Origin of the sequence: Teredinibacter waterburyi (assembly GCF_001922985.1) — a bacterium.
Taxonomy (GTDB): domain Bacteria; phylum Pseudomonadota; class Gammaproteobacteria; order Pseudomonadales; family Cellvibrionaceae; genus Teredinibacter; species Teredinibacter waterburyi.
On record NZ_MRUH01000167.1, the window covers coordinates 1 to 23,484 of the forward strand.

18 protein-coding genes are annotated in these 23,484 nt (G+C 47.6%); 4 read left to right on the top strand and 14 right to left on the bottom strand.

From position 1 onward, the window contains the following. The 11 genes from IDZ20_RS13460 to rfbA form a co-directional block, all read right to left on the bottom strand. A partial coding sequence (locus IDZ20_RS13460) for a non-ribosomal peptide synthetase (protein ID WP_188151962.1) occupies positions 1-3,202 on the bottom strand: 3,202 nt, incomplete at its 3' end. After that, positions 3,199-4,053 carry a CheR family methyltransferase gene (locus IDZ20_RS13465; RefSeq protein WP_188151963.1) on the bottom strand — a complete coding sequence of 285 codons (855 nt, stop codon included), beginning with the start codon at positions 4,051-4,053 and terminating at the stop codon, positions 3,199-3,201. The genes IDZ20_RS13460 and IDZ20_RS13465, both read right to left, overlap by 4 nt. 110 nt (positions 4,054-4,163) lie before the next feature. Next, a complete protein-coding gene (locus IDZ20_RS13470) occupies positions 4,164-5,714 on the bottom strand; it encodes a GumC family protein (protein WP_188151964.1) in 1,551 nt (516 codons plus the stop codon). Positions 5,715-5,879: 165 nt separating this feature from the next. Next, positions 5,880-6,071: a hypothetical protein gene (locus IDZ20_RS13475; protein ID WP_188151965.1), complete on the bottom strand. Its 192-nt coding sequence runs from the start codon at positions 6,069-6,071 to the stop codon at positions 5,880-5,882. 253 nt (positions 6,072-6,324) lie between these two features. Beyond that, on the bottom strand, positions 6,325-8,694 hold the full coding sequence (locus IDZ20_RS13480; protein ID WP_188151966.1) for a tetratricopeptide repeat protein: 2,370 nt from the start codon (positions 8,692-8,694) through the stop codon (positions 6,325-6,327). Positions 8,695-8,744: 50 nt separating this feature from the next. Beyond that, positions 8,745-10,292: a VPLPA-CTERM-specific exosortase XrtD gene (gene xrtD, locus IDZ20_RS13485; RefSeq protein ID WP_245792328.1), complete on the bottom strand. Its 1,548-nt coding sequence runs from the start codon at positions 10,290-10,292 to the stop codon at positions 8,745-8,747. 81 nt (positions 10,293-10,373) lie between these two features. Beyond that, on the bottom strand, positions 10,374-11,792 hold the full coding sequence (locus IDZ20_RS13490) for an undecaprenyl-phosphate glucose phosphotransferase (protein WP_188151967.1): 1,419 nt from the start codon (positions 11,790-11,792) through the stop codon (positions 10,374-10,376). 36 nt (positions 11,793-11,828) lie between these two features. Beyond that, a complete protein-coding gene (gene rfbB, locus IDZ20_RS13495) occupies positions 11,829-12,926 on the bottom strand; it encodes a dTDP-glucose 4,6-dehydratase (protein WP_188151968.1) in 1,098 nt (365 codons plus the stop codon). Between the two features lie 3 nt (positions 12,927-12,929). Further along, positions 12,930-13,814 (bottom strand): dTDP-4-dehydrorhamnose reductase, encoded by an 885-nt coding sequence (rfbD, locus tag IDZ20_RS13500; RefSeq protein ID WP_188151969.1) that lies wholly within the window; start codon positions 13,812-13,814, stop codon positions 12,930-12,932. An 8-nt stretch (positions 13,815-13,822) separates the two neighbouring features. Beyond that, a complete protein-coding gene (gene rfbC / locus IDZ20_RS13505; protein ID WP_188151970.1) occupies positions 13,823-14,371 on the bottom strand; it encodes a dTDP-4-dehydrorhamnose 3,5-epimerase in 549 nt (182 codons plus the stop codon). After that, entirely contained in the window at positions 14,371-15,279 is a 909-nt protein-coding gene (rfbA, locus tag IDZ20_RS13510; RefSeq protein ID WP_245792342.1) for a glucose-1-phosphate thymidylyltransferase RfbA, read from the bottom strand. The genes rfbC and rfbA overlap by 1 nt, the downstream gene beginning before the upstream one ends. A 256-nt stretch (positions 15,280-15,535) precedes the next feature. On the opposite strand from rfbA, the gene xdp1 reads away from it, so the two are divergent. Then, a complete protein-coding gene (xdp1, locus tag IDZ20_RS13515; RefSeq protein ID WP_188151972.1) occupies positions 15,536-16,399 on the top strand; it encodes an exosortase-dependent surface protein XDP1 in 864 nt (287 codons plus the stop codon). A gap of 153 nt (positions 16,400-16,552) precedes the next feature. Here the strand turns inward: xdp1 and IDZ20_RS13520 are convergent, their stop codons facing one another. Both IDZ20_RS13520 and IDZ20_RS13525 read right to left on the bottom strand, forming a co-directional pair. Beyond that, positions 16,553-17,824, bottom strand: coding sequence for a hypothetical protein (locus tag IDZ20_RS13520; RefSeq protein WP_188151973.1), 1,272 nt, complete (start codon positions 17,822-17,824; stop codon positions 16,553-16,555). A gap of 115 nt (positions 17,825-17,939) precedes the next feature. After that, the gene (locus tag IDZ20_RS13525; protein WP_188151974.1) at positions 17,940-18,563 is read right to left on the bottom strand and encodes an XrtA/PEP-CTERM system exopolysaccharide export protein; all 624 of its coding nucleotides are present in this window, start codon (positions 18,561-18,563) and stop codon (positions 17,940-17,942) included. Between the two features lie 396 nt (positions 18,564-18,959). Between IDZ20_RS13525 and hemH the strand changes: the two genes are divergently transcribed. The 3 genes from hemH (at position 18,960) to fghA (ending at position 22,233) form a co-directional block, all read left to right on the top strand. After that, the gene (hemH, locus tag IDZ20_RS13530) at positions 18,960-20,066 is read left to right on the top strand and encodes a ferrochelatase (protein WP_188151975.1); all 1,107 of its coding nucleotides are present in this window, start codon (positions 18,960-18,962) and stop codon (positions 20,064-20,066) included. Positions 20,067-20,195: 129 nt separating this feature from the next. After that, a complete protein-coding gene (locus tag IDZ20_RS13535; protein ID WP_188151976.1) occupies positions 20,196-21,302 on the top strand; it encodes an S-(hydroxymethyl)glutathione dehydrogenase/class III alcohol dehydrogenase in 1,107 nt (368 codons plus the stop codon). Between the two features lie 91 nt (positions 21,303-21,393). After that, the gene (gene fghA / locus IDZ20_RS13540) at positions 21,394-22,233 is read left to right on the top strand and encodes an S-formylglutathione hydrolase (protein ID WP_188151977.1); all 840 of its coding nucleotides are present in this window, start codon (positions 21,394-21,396) and stop codon (positions 22,231-22,233) included. Positions 22,234-22,313: 80 nt separating this feature from the next. Here the strand turns inward: fghA and IDZ20_RS13545 are convergent, their stop codons facing one another. Then, positions 22,314-23,459, bottom strand: a complete 1,146-nt coding sequence (locus IDZ20_RS13545; RefSeq protein ID WP_188151978.1) for a class I SAM-dependent RNA methyltransferase — start codon at positions 23,457-23,459, stop codon at positions 22,314-22,316. Positions 23,460-23,484 lie beyond the last annotated feature (25 nt).

Genomic DNA, 23,484 nt, shown 5'->3' on the forward strand with positions numbered 1-23,484 from the left:
AGAGCTGTTGCCGCTCATTCGGCGCGATTATCGAAAGCTCGCTCAACAACTGATCGGGATTAGCCGCAATGCTGCTCAGCAATTCGATATAGTTGGCCGCCATACGCTCCATGCTACTGCGCTCAAATAGATCTGTAGCATATTCTAGCGTACCGCTAATTTTATCGTCGTCTTCCAACACCGATAGCGTTATATCAAATTTTGAACCGCCCTGATGCATTGCTAGCGGCGTTACCGCCAAATCACCAAGCTTCCATGCCGACTTTGTCGCGTTTCGATGAATAAAAAAATGCTGAAAAAAGGGTGATACGCCTTGTATGCGGTCCGGATTGATTTCACTCACTATTTTTTCGAAGGGTAACTCGTCGTGGCTAAATGCCTCAATAGTCGTGGCGCGTACCTGCGCTAAATACTCACGAAAGGTCAAGGCGGGGTTACACTGACTACGCACGACCAAGTTATTAATGAACAGGCCAATCATTCCCTCGGTTTCGGTACGATAGCGACGCCCAGTCGGCGTGCCCACTAAAATATCCTGTTGGCCACTATAGCGGTAGAGCAAGCACTGCCAAGCGGCGATTAACACCATAAAATGGGTAGCAGATTCAAGCTTAGATAGATGTGACAAGCCTAACCGAACCGATTCGGGCAAGGTGAGCTGCACCTGCGCACCGCGCAAGCTTGCTCTACTCGGGCGGTGGAAATCCGTTGGTAAAAGAGACGGGCCCGGTGGATTAGCTAATTGGCTTTGCCAGTAACTAATGTGCTGCTGAGCGGCAGCATCTACTCGGCACTGTTCCCATACCGCGTAATCAACGAATTGAAACTCGGGTTCAGGCAAGAACTCTTCCGGCTGGTTATTAAGATAATGCCGATACCAACCGTTTAGCTCGTTGAAAAATACGCCGGATGACCAGATATTGTCGTAAATAATATGATTGAACACAAAACAAAGAATAAATTCTGAGGTATCTAATTTTATCAGTTTTGCATCAAACAACGGGCCGATTGCGAGATTGTGAGGGCTCTGAACCATATCTTGCACGGCGCGCATAGCTTCCCATTCACGCCCTGATTTATCATTCGACGTTAAATCTAACAGCGGCAGGTTGAACGATTTAAATTTTTGTATCTGCTGCCAAGGGCCATTAACATCAGATGGAAAGATCGTCCTTAGCGTTTCGTGACGTTCAACGATTTTATTCACCGCTAAAGTTAACGCCGCAATATCAACCACACCGTTCACTTTAATCGTATTAGAGATATTATAGGTTGAACTAGCGTCATGCAGTTGATCAACTAGCCACATCCGCTTTTGTGCAAAACTTAACGGTATCCGGTCGCCGCGCTTCGCCTTTTGCAATTTACCCTGCTCTGGAGTCTGAATTGATTCAGTCGTCTCATCTAAAACAGCCGCTAGGGATTTAAAATCGGTTGCGGAGAATATATCCCGCATAAATATCGTTTTATTGAGTTGATTGTTAAGTCGCGAGACGAGCTGCGTCGCGGTCAAGGAATCACCACCAATCTCAAAGAAGTTCTGGTTTATACCTATGTCGTCGCGCTGTAGTAAGACTGAGCAGATCTCGACAACCAGTTTTTCTGTCGCCGTGCTGGGCGCTATCGGCGCCTCGCTTACAAGCTCATTCGCTGCACTAGGTTGCGGTAGCGCTTTTCGATCTACTTTGCGATTAGGCGTTTTTGGAAGTTCATCGAGTTCGACGAACATGGTAGGGATCATGTAGTAGGGTAAAATGCCATTTAAAAATTCACGCAAACTGCGCACACTTACGCCCTTGTGGCATAGCGCTTTCGTTAACACAATATAGGCGGCCAGCTGAGTGCCCGCGCCTACATCTACAGCAGTAACAACTACCTCATCAATTGACGGGTGCTGCTGAAGCGCGGACTCGACTTCCCCCGTCTCGACCCGAAAGCCGCGAATTTTAACTTGAAAATCTTTACGGCCGCGGTGGACTAATAAGCCATCAGAATTCTCTACTGCCAGGTCACCCATACGATAAATTCGGACTGCAGAATCATTTTCATCCACAGAAAACACGCTGTTAGTTGCTTCTGGATTATTCCAATAGCCCAAGGCGATATAGCGGCTCTTAACAGCGATTTCACCTATGTCACCCGTTTCGACTACCGCGCCATTCTCATCGAGCAGCAAAATTTCAACGCCTTCGATAGGGTAGCCGATAGGAACAACATCTGATGTGATTTCGGTTTCGGCTGTGATAGGAAAATAACGAATGGTTCCAGTTTCTGTAGAGCCAAGTCCGGTGTAGAAACTTACCTTAGACGAAAAAACTTTTTTCGCTGCGTCGACATCACTGGTCAATACTTTTTCACCACCAAAAATTACCAGCCGTACCGAAAACTTTTGTGATGACTGCGAATAGGACGCCGAAAACTGCCGAAATACGGAAGCAACAGAATGGTAGATAGAGATATTATTGCTGACTAACCAGTCAGCCAATTCATCTAATCCATCTTCGCGGATGTTATAAGGGTAGAGTCCGGCACCATTTAAGAGTGCACCGAAAATACAATACACAGAACCCATAACACTGCACGAATAAAACAGGCTCATACGATCATCGGGGGTAACGCACTGCAAATTCGTACGGCGCATACAACCGTGTAAAAGGTTGCGGTTATTTTGCATTACACCTTTGGGGCGGCCAGTTGAGCCTGAGGTATAAATAACGTAAGCGAGCGCGTCGGCGGACACATCAAGGTCACAGTTTTCGACTATGCCAACCGATTCGAGCTGATCAACATCAATAATGGGTACAGCGTTCGACGTAAGCTTGGCAATATAATCTTTGTGGCTGTGTTGGCCAATAATCGCGCCGGCATCACTATCGCTAAGAATAAACGCGTTTCTGTCATCCGGGAATTCCGGATCGACGGGAACATAGGCATGACCGCACTTAAGTACGGCTAATATAGCAGCGATATTTTCGATACCTTTGTCCATAAATACGGCGATGCGTGTAGGCACTGCCGCTGGGCATACCGCTAATAAGGCATGAGCATAATGATTGGCTAAACTATTGAGCTTTGCGTAGCTAAATTGTTGCCCTGCATAATCGATTGCAATCCTCTCAGGGTAACGCTGCACTTGCAGTTCAAACCTTCTCGCGACAGACCCCTCAACATCGATATCACAGAAAGACTTTGGCGCCTTCATAGCCACTCCGTTGGGCTATAGATTGTTCCAAATTTTCGCACCCACTCGCGGGATTTAGTTGAAAAGGGACCGCGCCCCCAATATTGGTTTGCCCAACCCGCACCGCGATTGACACGTGCGTCGTTATGTATTTCTTCTACGAGATAGTTAAGCGGGAAGAGCTTTAGTTTTTTGGTGTACTTAATTCTCATATCGGTATCCATACCATTTATAAACAGTACGCTACTAGGCGACAATAAATTACACAAATTTGAGAACGCATTCACCGCGAGATCAGCGGGTAAATGGAATAATACATTCTGCGCAAACACTAAATCACAATTTCCGATAGACGACATTGATTCTGCATCCAGCATATCACCTACATCAAAACTTACCGGCGCTCGATAGCATTGCTTTACTTCAAGACCACCATCAACCCGATCGAATACACTTTCGATGAACTCATTATTAATAAAATCTCCCTCATCAACTTCTTCTTGCGTATAACGACCTGTTTTTGCCTGCTCAACAACTTCTTTGACAATATCGTAAGCTTGAATATTAAATTCTAGCTTAGGGAAATGGCTGCGCAAGGTATAGGCGAGCGAAAAAGGTTCAGCGCCGGTACAACAGGCAAATACGGCGATTCTTAAAGGCCCGCGCGTACTCAAGCCGTCGGCATCAATAAATCGAGGAATAACTTTTTCGATAAGTGCTTGGTACTGATGCGGAAAGCGATTGAACTGTGTATACACCTTGTTTTGCCGCGGCTGAGTTTTTAGCGTGTACCAAAACTTGATCGGTCGCACGAGCTCTCGAATAGCATTTTTAAAACTTGTGATTGGCGTCGACGCCATAGATGTATTCATAATTATTATTACCTGCTTGTTTTATCTACTTGTTACACGCTTTGTTTTTGGAGCTCACCTGAAATTTGGCTTCGAAGTGTGAATGCCGGCGGTGAAAACTCCACGATCAACTAGAAAATAAACACACCAAAACGCGCCAATAATTTTTCTGCGATTTGATCGATCGGCATATACAAAAAGTGTAACGACAGAGCCACTATCAAGAACGCAATAGCAGCGGCAACGAACGACATTCTCATTCGACGCTTACTACCGCTGTTTTCCGCTTCGGTGATAACGAATGGAATTTCTATCATGTGATAGTTTTTGGCCACCTTCTTGATAGAGCTTAAACTCCTAAAGGTACGATCAAAGTGACCAAGTAGTAAAGCAATGCCAAACGGAAAACCCAAAGACAGTACCGAGCCGGCAATCATTAACTTCAACCGATTTGGCGCCGCCGGCACTCGTGGTAAAATCGGCGGCTCAAGTATGGAGAACTTCTCGGCTTGCATGCCCTGCTCCAAACTTTCCGCCATGGATGCTTCCATAATTTTTCCGGTTAACGAATTATATTGGCCCAGCTTCGCTTGGTAGTCTCGATTGAGATCAATTAAACCACGCTCCACCAGCGGTATATTCAAAATCCTACGCTCCAAATCGGAGATATTTTCTTCAGTATCTACTCGATCTTGATTGTAGGTGTCGATCTCGGACTCAATAAGTTTTATCTTACTTCGGACAGCCATCTCGGAGGCACTGCCAGAATTCGCTCCGGCAACATTGTTAAGCAGATTCTCTTCAAGCAGGGTTATTTGCTCTTTAAGAATAATAAGGTCGGGGTAATCCGGCTTATACATAAGCGAAAGTTCGCGGTAGCGCGCACGCATAGCCTCTAAATTTTCTGGGTCTGACTTTGCAGATAAGACTAACTGCGATCGCAACAATTCTATTTGTTCTTGGGCAGAGCGTATATTGCGGTTGATTTGATCGAGCCTATCCCGCGCTCGCTCGCGCATATCGCTATACAACTCTAGGTGCTCAGGTAACGCGTCTTTATTTTGCTGCTTGAAGTTGGCTACGCCTTCTTCGGTTTTATCGAGATCCGCCTTCACTTTGGCGGCTTCCGCTCGGAAAAAAGCGGTCGTTTCAGACGCACGCTCGGTTCTAACCTTGATGTTTTCACTCATGAATAAGGTGACAAGGTCGCTCGCCATGGCGTGCGCTATAGCGGGGTTACGCGAACTGAAGCCCACATTAAAGGCGATGATCGATATTTCTCGACCAACTCGCGACTGCTTCACATCGATATTGATTGAACGGCGTACACTCGAAACAACTTGGCCGACCTGAATTGGCGAGCTTTCATCTAAATTGAAATATTTGTATTTACGAATGACAGAAAGCAACTGATCGCGGGTCATTACCCTCTGCTTAATAATGTCAATTTGCTCATTGACTGCGGTGGTTACGGTAGTTTGTACGAGTTGTTCGGGGATTTTTTGCGTCTCAACCATAACCGTTCCTTCAGACAGGAACACGGGGGGGAGTGAGGCAACTATGATGACCGAGACTATAAGTAACGGCAGCCCAGTAACTAGGATGTACCACTTATAGCGCAAAATCGCGTGAAGATAATTGGGTGCAATACTTGCCCCTGCTTGCTGGTCTTCGGTATACACAGAAAATCCTTAAGTTAGAATTTAATCACTAAAGTTTAGTGATTACAGACAGTTGTAGATATGTAGAACCGAAAGAGTACAACAAAAAAAGGGGCTCTACGCCCCTTTTTACTTCTTTACAGGCTATCTTTTCTACATAGCTGCAATCCGTCCTTTAACGGTCTCTTAATTTTGTTTCGGTTTACGGTAGCCGAAGATAATAAGAGCAGTACCAAATGCTACTGCCATAACCGGAAGAGGGATTCCCAAGCTTCCCTGCTCGCCCGTGCTGGCCACGTCACCAAAGATGACGGCGTAGGCACTTACTGAAAGCGCAACACAGACTGCAGCAATCAATAGTTGCTTAATATACTTCACGATAGATCTCCCAAATAACTTTTAATGGCTGGTTTAAAAAGCTCAAACACAGCTGGCTGCTAGTTACTATCCAATAAGCATGCCAAGTATCTGGGATAGGGTTCTTACAGGTACTATTGCACCACAAACAAGGCTAATCGCGCCATCCATCTGTAAATTTACGCCAACTGTCCGATTGGGAAATTACGGCCAATTTAGCCAAAGCTATAAATGTAAAAAAAACCGACTGAGTTGCCGCCTCTCGACATAGCCCTTAAAGCGTATCCAACAGCGCTTTGGCGTCGGGTAACCAGCGCTCATCACCACTCGCATTTTTTAGCGCTGCCGTTAATTCGATGCTCGCACTCACCTTGTCACCCTTTAGTACGTAAGCGTGGCCGAGGTGGTACCGCACCTCACCAACGCTAGGTAAGCCCGCTGCCGCGCGCTTTAACAAATAGATCGCCTCGTCAAGCTTGCCCTGTAATGTATATATTCTGCCAAGGGTATCTTGGAACTGTGGCATTTGCGATTGCCTGAAACGATCCGCTACGGTTTCTGCACGAGCTAGCGACTCTGCGGAACCGTCCTGCAATAGCAGTGAAGCTAAGTTATTTGCGGCTACATCGTGACCGGGTGCACTTACCAATATTTGGCTATAGATTTGCTTTGCTGCCTCTAGGTTTTTATTCCGCTGCTGAATATTCGCCGCGTACATTAGCAGAACACTATTCTTCGGAAAGGTCTGCAAGGCACGATTCACAGCAGCTTCCGCATCTTCATTACGTTCGGACCTTAGTAATAATTGAATCAATGAAGTATGGGCTTCAAGCATCTTAGGATTTAATGCAAGCACAGCCTCAAAACTTCGCTCCGCGTTTTCGTATTCGCTAACGTAGATATATAAGTTCGCGAGTAACAAGTGGCCAAAATAGTGTTTCTCATCCTTGGCAATTATGCGTCGAATCAACGCCTCGGCCTCGCCTCTACGCCCCGCTTCTAAATACGCGTTCACCAACATGCCAGTGGCCTGCACTGAATCTGGCGCTAAGGTTTGTAAGTGCTCAAGCTGTTTAATCGCCGCTGCTACGTCATTTTTTCCAAAAAATATACGGCTGCGCAACTGTGCGATCATCGGAGAATCTCCAGCTAATGACCGCAAAGCCTCGGTCGCCTCTTCCGCAGCAGGCCAATCTTCTTGGGCAACATTCAGCTTTGCGTAAAGGGTTACCACTTCTTCATTGTTAGAATTATTCCGGTACAGCGGGCTAATTAATTCCTCCGCCTGCTGGTACTGTTTTCTCTCTAGTAGGTAGTTTGCGTAAACTAATTTATATTGAGGATTGCCATCTGAGGCCTTCACTGCTCGAGCGTAGTTTTCATTCGCTAGCTCCCACTGCTGTTCACTTTCGTGAGCCTTTGCCAGCGTCATCAACAACTCTGTTGATTTTGGGGCATTGCGTAAATAGGTACGCAACTCTCGAATTGCAGATTCAGCTTTACCCTGAGAAATCCAAATATACGACCGTATTGAGATAGCGCTGATATTTTGCGGGTCGCGTTCGATAACCTCATCCACCATGGTCAGCGCTTCATCATGATTGCTGGTAATCATCTCTAAACGAGCCAATCTATTCATAGCTTCCAATGCTACGTTTTCATTCTCACTCGCGGAAATCACCTTTCGTATTTCGGCTTTCGCGTCATTGACGTTGCGTTTTTTAATATAGATATCCGCCAGCGCAAAATGTAGCTTCGTCATAGTCGGGTACTTTACGAGATAGCTGCGTACAGCTTGCTCGGCAGCATCAACACCCTGAACCGCATTCACAAGCTCGATGGCTCGAAATAAATAGTCGACATTTTTGCGGCTTGCGGCGATCCCCTCAAACAATTCTACCGCGCTGTCGAACTGGCCCATTTTTAAATAGCCACGCGCAAGCGCATCAGGCAGCGCCGTATTGTTCGGGTGTAGTGTCATTAGCTGCTGGTAGACAGGGATAGACCCAGAAAAATTATTAGTTAGGGCGTAGGCTCTCAGCTTTAAATAAAGCAGCACACTGTTAGTTGGATGCTGATCCAGTGCTGGCGCAAGCGCAGCCAATGCCGATTCGGCATCACCCCGGCCGACATGTTGGCTAGCAGTCAAAGCTGCAGCGTCAATATTGGCAGGGTCCGTTGCTAGAACTTCGTCAATAATATCTGCAGCCTTTGCGTAATTACCTACTTTAAATAATGCCGCTGCGCGCACTATCTTCACATCCACTTGCTCTGGTGCGAGCTTCATCAAATAAGCACTATTTTCTACCGCCAGGTTAGTCCTGCCACTTCCTATGTACAGGTTAGTTAAACTTATTCTTGCCTGAATATGGTCTGGGTCTAGCTCTAAAAGTTTGTTCAGGTTTTGTTCCATCGACTCCCAGTTTTTTTCTATCTCTAAAACGCGGGATAAACCATACAGCGAGGGTATATGGGAGTCGTTTGTACGTAATGCATTGGTATACTCGATCTTTGCAGCATCAAATTTTTGTTGCGCAAAATAATCCTGGCCACTTTGATAGAATTTTGTGGTCTTTTGTTCTGCGCTATCACAACCGCCCAGCAACACAAGTATCGCCAAAATTAACACTCTAAAATCAATCACTGTTTTTCACCTCTAGCTACCAACAAGCAATCTGCCGCGGTAGATCATATTTATTCTGGGATGTACTTCGGCAAGACCGGCGCCACCTGTCTAACGAACGCTTGCAATTCGGCTTCAGCCTTAATCATGTCACTCTCGGTATCGCCAACGGGAATAAATAATCTCACCAAACTACCCTCGGTGCGGCCGTAAAGAATCGCTCGCTTTAATAATGAGTAGTAAAGATCTGACTCTTTGGCGTAGCTAATACCCTGCTGTGCGACCCAATAGTAAACTAAAAGTTTTTGATCGCCCTTAGAGATAACGACACGATTTGCATCCCCCGCCAAACCTAAACTCTGCAGCTGGATAATTTCAGTCGATTCAATCTCCCAACCGCCTGCAGGCAAACAATCTTTCGGAGAATGTATCAAACTTCCCTCTCTCTGACTGCCGTAGTAAGCCATATAGAGATTAATAGGCGGCCGTACATTGTCATAAAAATCGCCGATAAAATAATCGTCAGTTTTTAAAATACCTAAGATGCGCTCACTTAGCACGTCGGGGTACAGATCGCGACCATCTAACACAAGCGGGAAGCTGGAAAAACTATCTCGCTTTGGCTGAACATCCGCGCGCGATGCCGTAATTAAATGAATGAGTAGGGTCGAAAGCACGAGCACCACAACCACAAGTGCTGCCGGCTTCAGGCTACTGACCCAGCTGACCGGCCCAATAACACCATCTTTACCGGCGTCGATATTTGCGGCGAATGACAAGGTCCCCCGCAGCGCTAAGGCAACAATAGCCAGAACACCGGCCAAGAGTCCGCACGCAGCCAGGAAAACAAACCAGCCTTCGAAATCGTGAAGAAACCCTTCAGCCGCTGAGGCGCCGTAATATTTTATTAACCAGCCTGTAACTGCAATTCGCAAGCTGTTCATCATTACGGTAATGGGTACCGACGACAAAAAAATAAAACTTCGCACCAAAAGGTTTGCTTTAAAGTAATAGGCTGCAAGCAAACTGATACCGGTCAGCGGCAGCAGGTAACGAAGCCCTGAACAGGCCTCCTCGACTAACATAATAAAACTACCCATATTTATTATGTTGCCATCCTGTAACACTGGCATCCCCATAGCGCGAATAAACCACACGCCTATGTCGGATGATATGAGCTGTAACTCGCGAGTAAGATGCTGGTTCAGAACCGGATGTAAAGGTACAGAAAAGAGAATTAAAATAATGGGAAAGCGAAACGGCCGAAATAGTTTGGTTCCACCCAAGGCAAGCGGAATAGACGCAAATATAAAAGTTACAGCGTAAAACTTACCGGCGCGTACATCTCCCAATGACGACACTAAAAATAGCGCCAATGCAAAAAGCAGTAATAGCAAACCGAAAGGAGATGGGGTTGCAGGAATGCTCGCAATTGCTTTGCGTCGCTGCCACACGAGGTAGCCAGCAATTCCGGCGATTAGAATTCCGTGACCATATTCCGGGGTTTGCAGCCAGTAGATAACAAGCTCTGCCAAAGTCTGCACAAAAAGCAACGCAGCAATTGCAAAAATTGCCATCAACAGCAAATACACGTCGCGAGCCTTAGTTGCTATCCACACAAAAATCTTTCCATTTTATTCGAGCCTCTGGGTGTCTTCGCCATTAATTTTCTAACACGAAATGTTAACCGCGACCGCAGATCAATAAGCGTTCTTTGACACCAACGATAGCGGCGTTTTCAGTAGAATCTTTAAATCTAAAGAGAGCGACCAGTTCTTGATATATTCAAGATCCATCAACACCCTCGCTTCCATAGCCTCCAGAGTATCGGTTTCACCGCGCAAACCGTTAATTTGCGCTAGACCGGTCATCCCCGGCTTAATTCTATGTCGAGCCAGATATTCTTTTACTCGGCTTGAATAAAACTGATTGTGAGATACCGCATGAGGACGCGGCCCAACTAACGACATACTGCCCTCCAGCACGTTAAAAAGTTGCGGTAACTCATCGATACTGGTTCGCCGAATAAATGCGCCTATTGGCGTTATCCGGCTATCACCTTTGGTTGCCTGCTTTACAACCTCATCGTCGTCATGCATATACATACTTCGAAACTTGTAAACGTAGAACTGCTTACCGTCCCAACCGTCGCGAATCTGCTTGAAAATAATCGGCCCCTTCGAAGTCGATTTTATTATCAAGGCAATTACCGCTAATAGCGGAGCCAACATAACCAAAGCCAACACAGACACAATTTTGTCTAGAGTGTATTTCAAAAAAGCTGGGCCACCGGCCAATAGTGGCGTTTCGTTTAAGTTGATCAACGGCACGCCGGCCATTTCTCGCACACTGTGGTTAAGTAAATTCAGCGAAAAGATATCGGGCGCCCAGATCAGGTCCACATGCATACCTTTTAGATGCTCCTGGATATCCTTTAGCTTTTCCGTGTTGTGAAACGCTAAGGCAACATATACACGGCGGATACCCAAGCGCTTTACAACGTCAGCGATCTGATCAATATTGCCAAGTAATTTGTATTTATCGGTTTCCCATTCGATTGGTACCGCATTGCGGGTAAGCACCCCTACCACTTCATCCGGCAGCCAAATATTACTGTTTAAGCGCTCGGCCAAATGTTTAGCCATCGCACCAGCACCTACCACCAGTGTTGGGATACGTTTCTGTACCCTGCGGCTATACCAAACGTGTATTTTGTAGGTAACGAAATAGATAGATATTTGGAAAACAATAGAGAGTACACCCCACTCCACTATCACATTTTTGAGAAAAATATCGGACACGCCGGTAATAAGCGAGAGCGCGCCCAACAGAATTAACACGACCCCCCAGGCGCGGCACAACAACCTAATGCCGCCATCTAAATTATCAAAACGACGATAGACACCCATCGATTTATACACCATAACCATTAAGAGTATGGTGAACGCGATAAGCGAACGGTAGGGAACCGTAAATTCTCCCACCTCGGAATAGGTCAATAATATTAACGTCGCACATACACAGGTAATATTGAGTATGTGTTGAACCCATTGATTAAACGTGTCGTGATTTCTCAGCAAGCGTTTAGGTCGAATTTCTATAGCGCCAATATTGCTCATAGTCGAGCCGAGCTCCATTTGGTGGATTGGGTATCGTTAGCTTTTAGCATTTCTATCCAGATATGTTTTGTCTAATATCTCAGCCCACCAAGTTTCATTGTCTAAATACCAAGTAATGGTTTTTTCGATACCAGAGTTAAACGACTCCGCCGGCTTATAACCGAGCTCGGCATTGGCTTTTGCCGGATCAATCGCATAGCGGCGATCGTGGCCAAGGCGATCTGTTACGTAGGTAATTAACGACTTACAATCGCCCGCCTGTGCCGCCAATGCCAAGGGATACTTCTGTTTTAACTCAGGCTGCGATGCGAACTTCGCGTCGATTAACTTACAAATTAACGTGACGATATCGATATTAGCCCACTCATTAATTCCGCCAATATTGTAACACTCGCCAACTACACCCTTTTTCAAAATTAAATCGATGCCGCGCGCATGATCTTCGACGTAGAGCCAATCTCTAATTTGCTGACCATCACCGTAAATAGGCAGTGATTTATTGTGAAGAATATTGGTGATAACCAAGGGAATAAGTTTTTCGGGAAAGTGGTAAGGGCCATAGTTATTCGAGCAGTTTGAGGTAGTCACCTGCAAACCATAGGTATGGAGGTAGGACCGCACCAAGTGATCTGACGCGGCCTTGCTCGCCGAATAAGGAGAGTTGGGCGCGTAACTTGTAGTTTCGGAAAACGCCGGATCATCAGGCCCTAATGTGCCGTAAACTTCATCTGTAGAAATATGATGGAAGCGGTGATCCTGCGGAAACATCCCCTCATCGATCCACACTTTTTTGGCTGCTTTTAACAAGCTGTGGGTGCCGACAATATTCGTCTCAATAAATGCATCTGGGCCGGTAATCGAACGGTCGACATGAGATTCCGCGGCGAAGTGCACTAGCGTGTTAACACTCTCTTCTCGCAGCAGGCCCTCCACCAGCCCTTGATCAAGAATATTGCCATGTACAAAGCGGAAGTTTTTAGAATTTATCACCGGCGCTAAACTGGCGAAATTGCCAGCGTAAGTTAACGCGTCAAGCGCAATCACTCGATCGTCAGGGTAGTTTTTCATCCAGTAATGTACAAAGTTCACACCGATAAAACCGGCACCCCCAGTTACCAATATCACTTGTCCCATCGTTTATGCCTTACTTTCAAGTTGTTTGAGTTCGTCTAACATTTTCGCTAAGGCACTGCGCCAGTGCTCATGCTGAAGCTCCGGCAGCGCCTGCTGTAAACTTTGATTATTTAATACGCTGTACGACGGCCGCTGCGCAGGAGTTGGGTAGGCCTCGGTGGGGATAGGCGCTACCGGAACCGCGGTCGCCAACATACCCCGAGCTATAGCTAGCTCTTGAATCGCTACCGCAAAATCGTACCAGCTCGCTACACCGTCGCCGGTGCAGTGGTGAATTCCCTGAAGCTTTTTATCGACCGCAGCCCAACAGGCCACAGCCAAATATTTAGCCCAGGTGGGGCTGCCAATTTGATCGGCGATCACACCGAGGGAAGGTTTTTCACGCATAAGTCGCAGCATGGTTTTTACAAAATTATTGCCGTGTGCAGAATAGACCCATGCGGTACGCAAAATCGCCCAATCGTTCGGCATAATGGCGGCAAGCTTTTGTTCGCCCTGTAGTTTCGACAAACCGTAAACGCCCAACGGATCGGCCGCAATCGCGTCCGGTTTATACGGCCGGTTAGCACTGCCATCAAAAACAAAATCGGTCGATACGTGAAGTAAATAACACTGCTGTTTTACGCAGGCCGTCGCTAGGTTTTCGACGCCTATCGAGTTGACGGCAATCGCCTGCTCGCGATTGGATTCTGCGGCATCGACATTGGTATAAGCCGCCGCATTGATAACGGCATCGGGTTGGTGTTCTGCGATTGCTGCAGAGACAGCAGCTTGATCGGCAATGTTGAGCTGCTCGCGTCCGAGCAATACTAGGGTTTTATCGGTACTCGCCGTCTGGGCAAGCTCCCAAGCTAACTGCCCGCCGGCACCGGTAATTAAAATTTTCAAGGTTGGTCTCACTCAAAGTAGTCTGCATCAGCCCAGCTGCTACCTGCGGCATCTTTTGCGGATAGTGACGGCGCTTCGCCATTCACTAGCGGCCAGTCGACCGCGACTGTCGGGTCGTCCCAGCGCAACGAACGTTCGCTGGAGGGGTTGTAGTAATCGGTACACTTGTATACAAACTCTGCCATTTCGCTAAGCACGTAAAAGCCGTGAGCAAAGCCTTCGGGAACCCATAGCTGGCGTTTATTTTCGGCGGAGAGCTCAACCCCCACCCACTGACCAAAGGTTGGCGATGCGCGGCGAACGTCAACCGCCACATCAAACACAGCACCGCGCACAACGCGAACAAGTTTGCCCTGCGGCTGCACTAACTGATAATGAAGACCGCGCAAAATACCTTGACGAGACGAGCTATGGTTATCCTGTACAAAGGGTTTAGGCGTACATTTTTCGGCAAACTCATCGGCGCGAAACGATTCAAAAAAGAATCCACGCTCATCACCAAAGACCTTCGGCTCAAGAATTTTTACAGCTGGAATAGAGGTTTCGATAAATTTCACTAGAACACCTTAGTTTGCAGTAAGCCCAAGAGGTATTCGCCGTAGCCACTCTTGATTAGGGGCTGAGCGAGTTTTTCGAGCTGTGCAGCATCGATAAAGCCGTTGCGGAAGGCCACTTCTTCTGGGCAATTCACCTTCAAACCCTGGCGCTTTTCTAGGGTAGAAATAAAGGTAGCGGCCTCGAGCAAGCTATCGTGGGTGCCGGTATCTAACCACGCCGTACCGCGACCCATAATCTCTACCTGTAGTTCGCCACGGTTGAGGTAATGCTCAATCACATCGGTAATTTCCAACTCACCACGCGGCGACGGTTTTACAGATGCGGCCACATCCGATACACGCTCATCGAAAAAATAGAGGCCAGGGACAGCGTAATTGGATTTTGGCGCAACGGGCTTTTCCTCAATTGATAAGGCTTTTCCGCTCTCGTCGAAATCTATTACACCGTAGGCTTTCGGATTGGCAACGTGATAGCCAAAAACCGTAGACATTTTGCGTTCATTTGCCGCTTTTAAGCTGTCGACCAACTGGTGGCCGTAGAATAAGTTATCACCAAGGACCAGTGCCGCGGGCGCGCCATCTAAAAATGAACGACCAATAATGAAGGCTTGCGCCAAACCTTCGGGCTCAGGCTGAACCTCGTAACTTAGTGAGATTCCCCACTGGCTTCCGTCACCCAATAGCTGTTCAAATCGCGGCAGCTCCATCGGGGTGCTGATGATGAGTATCTCGCGAATACCCGCCTGCATTAAGGTTGCAAGCGGATAGTAGATCATCGGCTTATCGTAAACCGGCATAAGCTGCTTACTTACAACTTTTGTTAAGGGGTACAAACGTGTACCGCTGCCCCCTGCTAGTACAATACCTTTTCGCACGATTCCCAACTCCCCATACTTTTGACCGATTATTTAACGCCAGCAATGATACCCGATTTAATCTTATTTATTCATCTAGTTCACTCATAACCGTGTGTCAGTATTATTTACAGGACGACAACGCAAATCCCACACGAACACACTTATCTTCTTGTTTTCATTGGATTTTAAAATATTGGCCCCACAATTGCTTATATGTGACCAAGTTCAAAGTTTTGGTAGCGTGAGGCAAATGGCACTTGCGCAGTAGAATATTAAAAAGCTCGAAAATGCGGAGGCATTGAAAACTATGTATAAAACATTATTAGCAGCGGGTACCGCGCTAGGTATTACTGCTCTAGCAAACCCAGCAAACGCTATATCAGTTGATTTGGATCTGGGCGAACCCGATAGCCGCGATGGCGCGCTAGTAGAGGTTGTCACACGTACTACCTGTTCTGGCTACTGGATCTGGCGTACCTGTACTACCCGCGAAACAAGCACTGAAAGCAATATTTACGCGACAGACTACACCTACAACATCGGTGGCGATACACCTCTTAATATGACCGCGACTGGCTGGTCTTACGACAGCAATAGCGAAATTGTTAATGACTATATCGGGAACTGGTCGGAGCTTGGCCCAGATTATGGCCTAGGCGTAGAAGTAGCGGATAGCCCAGATCACGCAATCGACAACAGAAACGGCGATTACGATATGATCCTTTTATCGTTCGACCAAGCTGTTTCACTTGAGTCTATCTCTTCTGGCTGGCGCGGAAACGGCAACTGGTTAAACCCAGGCACCGCCACTAACAGCGAAGCAAGCCTTATGGCCTTCACCGGCGATTTAAGCGACCTTTCCAGCTTTGAAGGCAAGCAGTGGCAAGATTTACTTAGCGAAGGCTGGGAATCTGCAGGTAATACTCGCATCGACAACCTGAACCAAGACACTAGCGCTAACAGCGGCGGCTTAACTTCTCGCTATTGGCTAATTGGTGCCTACAACGCCAATATCAGCTCAACTAGTGGCTTCACTGATGGCAATGACTTCTTCAAGCTAAACGGTGTATCTGTGAATGTTAACCCCGTTCCTTTACCCGGTTCGCTGTTACTTTTCGGTACTGGCTTGTTGGCTTTCGGCTCTCTGCGCAAGCGTCGCAAGACGGCCTAAGTTCACTCGGTTAGAAGCAATAACAAAAAAGGCGAGCTATATAGCTCGCCTTTTTTTATGTTTGATAAAACCTATCTACTGTTCTTTAATTTATCTATTCAAGCACACGCTTATATTGGCTATCTACGCCAAAGAAATATCAACTGAATACATCTAGAAAAATTTGTAATCAAATCGACAACCAAACGTCTCGGCATCTATGTCGCCTTCATCACGCTTGAACTCACTTATTTCAACCCTGCAAGTTGTTCGCAAGTCACGAATCAATTCCGCACTGTAGGCTAGCTCGTAGCTTAGTTCCGTACCACTGCGACCGAGCGTGCCGCTATCACTGCCGATAACGTTGCGGTCACTAGAATTTACGCGCAGCGATAGCAGCCCAAACCGAAGTGTCGCCGCTAGTGTTGCTGCAGCGTTTTCGATATCCACAGCCCCACCCGAAAGACGATCCTCTTCACTTGCTTGACTCAACTCTAGGTCAAGGTTCAATCGATTCGCTATCAGGTCGGCGTTGTAGCCAAGCACTGTGCGCTCTAATATCTCAATCTGAAATTGATCGCTACCAGCGGATAATGCCTGTGTCGAATTTACAGCGCCCAAGCCCGTAGTTGCAACCTCACGACTGAACGCGAGATTAAAACTACCAATATCAAAACGCTTAACTAATGCCGCGTCGTATTCGAGCTCACTTGAAAGTTGTTCAAACTCGAAACTAGCAGACGTTTTTGTGGTTGAAGCACCTATCGAGAAAGACACACTGCCATCGTTTATACGTCGGTTAACATGCGCTGTTACCCGCTGCTGCTTTACCTGCTCGACCAACCCTTGTTGCGGTGAAATTTCCGAATGACTCAGCCTCAAGGCAAAAAAACCCTTTGCACTTGTTGCTCGCGACCAGTTAGCCGACACCGAATCCGCCGTACTATCAGCGGTGGCATTTTCGGTTTTAACCCAAGTCCGTGCGACAGTCATATCGACGGTATCGCGCGAATCAAGTTGCAACCGCGCTCTGGGGGCGACACTGCTAGTTGTGACGCGCTGTAGGTTACTTGGCAGGCTATCGCCAGCCAGCACATCGAGCGCAGAGTCTCGAACACGATTATCGACAAGTAACGCAAACGCGTTATTCGCCGTTTTTAACTCAAGGTGGCCAACACCCAGCACTTGACTACGACTGGGCATAACTTCGTCTTGGTAGTCGGTTTTTATATAGCTGTAGCTTAAATCTATTAACGAATAATCGTTAGACTCTTCAACACTAAGCTCACCGCCGTAAACTAAAACATCATCGCTTAGCGGGTCGACTACCGATAGATTCGCATTACTGAGACTGCTCCAACCCAACTGCCCCACAAGATCAACTTCCGCAATCGCGGTAGAGGCTTGCATAATCAACAAGGGAAGGAGTGCGTGCTTAAATTTCATAAATTCGGCACCATTTGAAGTTGCAGAGAAGTGAACAACTGCCCCGCAACGGGTCTAACGCATACGCCACAATGTTTACCAAGCTGTAGCTTCACAGCTTTATTCATGCGACTAATTAGAATATGGACTCGGGAACGGTAATAACATCTGAAGGACGTAAGTCGTAATTCGAACGCAAATCACCCTTACGCATAATATCGTTTAAATACACGGGGTAGACTTTCATACCTTTCGGCCCTTTACGATACAACTTGGTGCTATTTGGGCTCGAAAATTCGCTCACGCCTCCCGCCTGTAATACCAAATCGAGAACCGTCATACCTTCGCTGTAAGGAACAGAGATTGGCGAATTAACGGCACCGGTGACGCGAACACGATGCAAATATTCGGCGTTAGTTGCGGCGGTAACAATTACAGTGACTTTTGGCGAACGCACATAGCTGTCTAAGGCCTTTTCAATTTCTAGGGCCAACTGCGGTACATTTTTGCCTGCAGCGATAATATCGCCAATTAAGGGAATAGATATTTTGCCATCGGGACGAACAGGAACATTTACCGATAATTCCTCATTTCGCCAAACAACGATACTAAGGCTGTCGGCAACGCCAATTTTATAGGGCGCAATACTCGCATAATCAATACCGCTATCATCAAGACGAGCAATTGGCTGACTACCACAGCCCGCCACCAATAGAATAACCGCTGCCAAAAGTAGATAAATCAAGCGCACTTTATTCATATTATTTCTCCGTGCTTACAATAATATTGCTAGCGTTATTGGTGCGAACAGAAAGCGTCCGCCTATATAGCGCTGCCACTAAAAAAACTGATCCAATTGTCTTAGATTCAACGTAACAATGCAAAGCTATTAGGCTTGGCTAAATTAATGCTTGCGACTATCGACGACTCTATTTGTTTCATTCAATAGCAACGATTGTCCGCCAGCGGTCGACTCACGCCTGCTGGCCTCTTATACTTTCGGCCTAATTCAATCTTGGCGCCCTGCGAGGCACAAGCTACACACGTAGAACGAAATAGGCACATATACACCAAGCACGTTCACAACCCTGTTGTTCGCGCTGTTATAAAACGTTTTATCCTATTTTTAACACTTTCCAGCTGCAGAGGTTTTTAGGTGCAATTTAACGGTCAGTCATACAGCCACAACCAGCAAGCCAAAGTAGGCGTGTTAATTTGTAATCTTGGCACCCCCGCGGCGCCAACCAAGCAAGCATTGCGGCCTTATTTAAAACAATTTTTGTCGGACCCCAGAGTGGTGGAAATTCCACGCCTGATTTGGTGGTTTATTCTCAACGTTATCATTTTGAATATACGTCCAGCGAAGTCCGCAAAAGCCTACCAGCAGGTTTGGACTGAGCGCGGTTCGCCGCTCGCATTTCACACCGCAGATCAAGCGAAGAAGCTTGGCGAACACTTACAGGCGGCCTACGGCGATCGAGTTCAGGTTGATTGGGCAATGCGCTACGGCCAACCCAGTATCGAATCAAGAATTCAGCAATTCTTAGACGCCGGAGTTGAGAAGCTACTGGTGCTGCCCCTTTACCCACAATACTCCGCCTCCACCACAGCTTCGACCTTTGATGCACTAGCCGCCGACTTTAAACAGCGGCGCTGGCTGCCACAATTGCGCTTTGTAACCCAATATCACGATCATCCAGCCTATATTCAGGCTGTCGCCGACAGTGTTCGCGCCTATCGCGAAGTGCATGGCAGTGCAGATAAGCTAATCTTCTCCTACCACGGTGTTCCGCTGCGCTATCTACACAAGGGCGACCCCTATCATTGCCAATGCTTGAAAACCTCCCGCTTAGTTGCCGAGAACCTCGGCTTGAATGACAGCGACGTTATCACCAGCTTTCAATCCCGATTTGGTCGTGCACAGTGGTTGCAGCCTTATACAGACGCTACACTCAAATCGCTACCAGCATCAGGGGTAGAATCGGTTCAGGTTATTTGCCCAGGGTTTTCATCCGACTGCCTCGAAACTATCGAAGAAATTGGCGACGAAAATCGCGGCTATTTCCTCGAGGCTGGCGGTCAATCATTCGCCTATATTCCAGCGCTGAACGCCAGCGAAAGCCATATTCAATTTTTGGCGCGGTTAGTCGGTGAACAAACCCAAGGCTGGCTCGACCAACCGGAAGAGACGCTAGAACAAAGGAACATGCGCGCAAAACGTGCACAAGGCTGTCCCCACAACCAGCCCTCAAAGCCGCTTTGAGTTAATCGCGCCCAGCCTCGCAACTGTTAATCCTCACTCCTATTGCGAATTGGTCGGGCGCTACTCAACGCTGATTTTTAGTTCACTCACCCTAAAGTAATTTTCTCGTTATATTTAAGGATACAAGCCATGAAAACTCGCGCAGCGGTAGCCTTTGGCGCCGGAAAGCCTTTAGAAGTTGTCGAAGTAGATCTTGAAGGCCCCAAGGCCGGAGAAGTTCTGGTGGAAATCGTGGCCACCGGTGTCTGTCACACCGACGCTTTCACTCTGTCTGGGGACGATCCCGAAGGCGCCTTCCCCGCCATTCTCGGTCACGAAGGTGCGGGCATTGTTCGTGAAGTTGGAGCAGGCGTAAAAGGACTAAAACCCGGCGACCATGTTATTCCGCTCTATACACCTGAATGCCGAGAATGTAATTTTTGCCTCAACCCGAAGACGAACTTGTGTCAATCAATTCGAACCACTCAAGGCCAGGGCTTGATGCCCGACGGCACCAGCCGCTTCTCCTTCGAAGGTAAGCCACTGTTGCACTATATGGGCTGCTCGACATTTTCTAACTACACCGTGCTGCCTGAAATTGCCCTGGCGAAAATTCGCGAAGATGCCCCCTTTGATAAGGTCTGCTATATCGGCTGTGGCGTTACCACTGGCATCGGCGCCGTGGTTTTCACCATGAATGTCGAGGCCGGTAGTACTGTGGCCGTATTTGGTTTGGGAGGTATTGGCCTGAATGTTATTCAGGGCGCCCGCATGGTAGGTGCTTCGCGCATTATCGGCGTCGATACCAACCCTGCTAAAGAAGCCCTTGGCCGTAAGTTTGGCATGACGGATTTTGTAAACCCCAAAGAAGTAGGCAATGTTACTGAAGCCATTATTGATTTAACCAATGGCGGTGTTGATTACAGCTTTGAATGTATTGGCAACGTCAATGTTATGCGTCAAGCCTTAGAATGCAGCCATAAAGGTTGGGGGCAGAGCTGTATTATCGGCGTGGCTGGCGCAGGCCAAGAAATTTCCACTCGACCCTTTCAGTTGGTAACCGGGCGTTCGTGGCGCGGTAGCGCCTTTGGTGGCGCTCGCGGCCGTACCGACGTACCTAAGATTGTCGACTGGTATATGGACGGCCGAATTAATATCGACGACCTTATCACCCACACCATGCCACTTGATGACATCAATAAAGCCTTCGACTTAATGCACAGCGGCGAGAGTATCCGCTCCGTGGTGGTTTATTAATTCCAGCGACTAAGTCTGCGAAAGCTCAGCTCCCCTAGCCGGTCACTTACGCCGCTAGGGGCAAGCCTCACTAATATTCAGGGTTACCTAAATGCTCGAAATCGCTCATCAAAAATGCTTTGGCGGCACTCAATTACGCTACCAGCATCAAAGCAGCACTCTCAACTGCAGTATGCGTTTTTCTATTTATCTGCCAGAAAATGCTTCGCCAGAAAAGCCTGTACCCGTGCTGTATTGGCTGTCTGGGCTTACCTGCAACGACGAAAACTTCGTCCAAAAAGCAGGTGCACAACGCTATGCCGCTGAATATGGCATTGCAATTGTGGCCGCCGACACAAGCCCAAGAGGTGAAGACGTTGCCGACGATGAAACCGCCACCGACTTCGGTAAAGGCGCCGGTTTTTATTTAGATGCAACACAAACGCCGTGGGCGTCTCACTATAAAATGGAAACTTATATCACCACAGAGTTAAAGCAATTAGTGGAGAGCAATTTCCCCGTAGACGGCCAGCGTAGCGGTATTTTCGGGCATTCAATGGGGGGGCACGGCGCCATTACGTTAGGCTTGAAGAACCCTCAACTATATCGTTCAATCTCTGCGTTTGCGCCAATCTGCTCGCCAATTAATTGCCCCTGGGGGCACAAGGCGCTGCAGGGTTATCTCGGTAGCGATAAGCGCCTATGGGAAACTTACGACAGCTGTTCACTGGTTGGTAAAAGTGAGTGTAAAACACCACTGTTTATCGATCAGGGGGAAGATGATGGCTTTTTGCAGGAGCAATTGAAGCCCGAGTTATTGCAACAGGCGTGCGAGGCTAACCAGCATCCGCTTACGCTTCGCTTTCAGCCCGGCTACGACCACAGTTACTTTTTTATCGCGAGTTTTATCGCCGACCATATCGCCTACCATGCGAAAGCTTTGTCGAGCTAATTCAGTTTAGATCAGCGACGCTACACGATGCTTTATCAGACTCGACGCTGTTGAATGTTGGGTTTGATAAAGCGAATCAGCTAAAGGCTAAAATGCGCCATCAACTCAATATGCTGCGTTTGCGGAAACATGTCGAGCGGCTGCACAGAATTCAGCTTGTAGCCCTTTTCAATTAACACGCCCGCATCACGAGTGAAGGTGGGCAAGTCACAGGAGACATAAAAAATATGTTTAAACTTGGGCTTACCCGGCATTAATATCGGCAAGGTTTTTAAGCCGTCACGGGGCGGGTCTAACACCAAGACATCGTGTTTTTTAAACGCAACGCGCACCGGGCCCAGTTTGTACTCGTTATAAATATCGCAGGCCAATACTTCAACACCAGCCAAATCTTGCTCTCGCAACTGTTCCAGCGCGGTATCGATCACCTCAACCGCGGTTATCTTGGTAAAGCCCGCAGCCGCGATTATTTTAGTTAAGTTGCCAGACCCACAAAACAGCTCCAACACTTTTAAAGATGTTGGAAAAGTCTCAAGCATTCCAGCCAACCAATCTTGCATTACTTTGTTTTGCTGGTCATTGCCCTGCTGAAACGGCAAGCGCGCATTAACACTGGCATTACTCGCCGTAACGCTTTCATCGATATCCAAGGTGACCCACTGCTGCTTAGACTTTGGCCGCCAAGCGTTATTGGGCAACTCTACACGGAGATCTTTTAGCGTCGTGTTGTTGTGGGGTGTTAACACTGGGCACTCGGCAACATCAACAAGATTATTACTAGCCAAGGCAACATATCCCAACTTTGGACCATTGGATTTGAATTGCGCACGATTGCGATAGCCTAAGGTTTTCGCAGAGCCAATAATCGGCTGTACGCTGGCCACGGCGTCCAGCCTTTGCATCGCCTGCGCTACGCGTTGTTGTTTGGCGTTTAACTGCTCTTCATAGTCCATAAACATCCAAGGGCAGCCGCCACAACTGGCGTCGTCGATACCGTGATACTGGCACGCTGGCGTTACCCGTTTTGAGTTAGCGCTAGCCATATCAAGGGTTAACAACTTTGCGAAACCTACCCGGCCCTTTAAACCGGTAACGCGAAACTCGCCCTTCTCCCCCGGCCAAACGCCTGCAGCAAAAAACGTTTTACCGTCCGGGTTCACTACCACGCCACGGCCATCGCTAGCTAAATCTCTAACGGTTCCGGTAAACACTTGACCTACTTTCACGGCAACTACTCTTTTTATCAATTTG

Bases quoted from the DNA above. Each gene is read 5' to 3' on its own strand.
- xdp1 (WP_188151972.1), top strand. From the start codon at position 15,536: ATGTATAAAACATTATTAGCAGCGGGTACCGCGCTAGGTATTACTGCT.
- IDZ20_RS13535 (WP_188151976.1), top strand. From the start codon at position 20,196: ATGAAAACTCGCGCAGCGGTAGCCTTTGGCGCCGGAAAGCCTTTAGAA.
- IDZ20_RS13520 (WP_188151973.1), bottom strand. From the start codon at position 17,824: ATGAAATTTAAGCACGCACTCCTTCCCTTGTTGATTATGCAAGCCTCT.
- IDZ20_RS13525 (WP_188151974.1), bottom strand. From the start codon at position 18,563: ATGAATAAAGTGCGCTTGATTTATCTACTTTTGGCAGCGGTTATTCTA.
- IDZ20_RS13490 (WP_188151967.1), bottom strand. From the start codon at position 11,792: ATGAGCAATATTGGCGCTATAGAAATTCGACCTAAACGCTTGCTGAGA.
- fghA (WP_188151977.1), top strand. From the start codon at position 21,394: ATGCTCGAAATCGCTCATCAAAAATGCTTTGGCGGCACTCAATTACGC.
- rfbB (WP_188151968.1), bottom strand. From the start codon at position 12,926: ATGGGACAAGTGATATTGGTAACTGGGGGTGCCGGTTTTATCGGTGTG.
- IDZ20_RS13465 (WP_188151963.1), bottom strand. From the start codon at position 4,053: ATGAATACATCTATGGCGTCGACGCCAATCACAAGTTTTAAAAATGCT.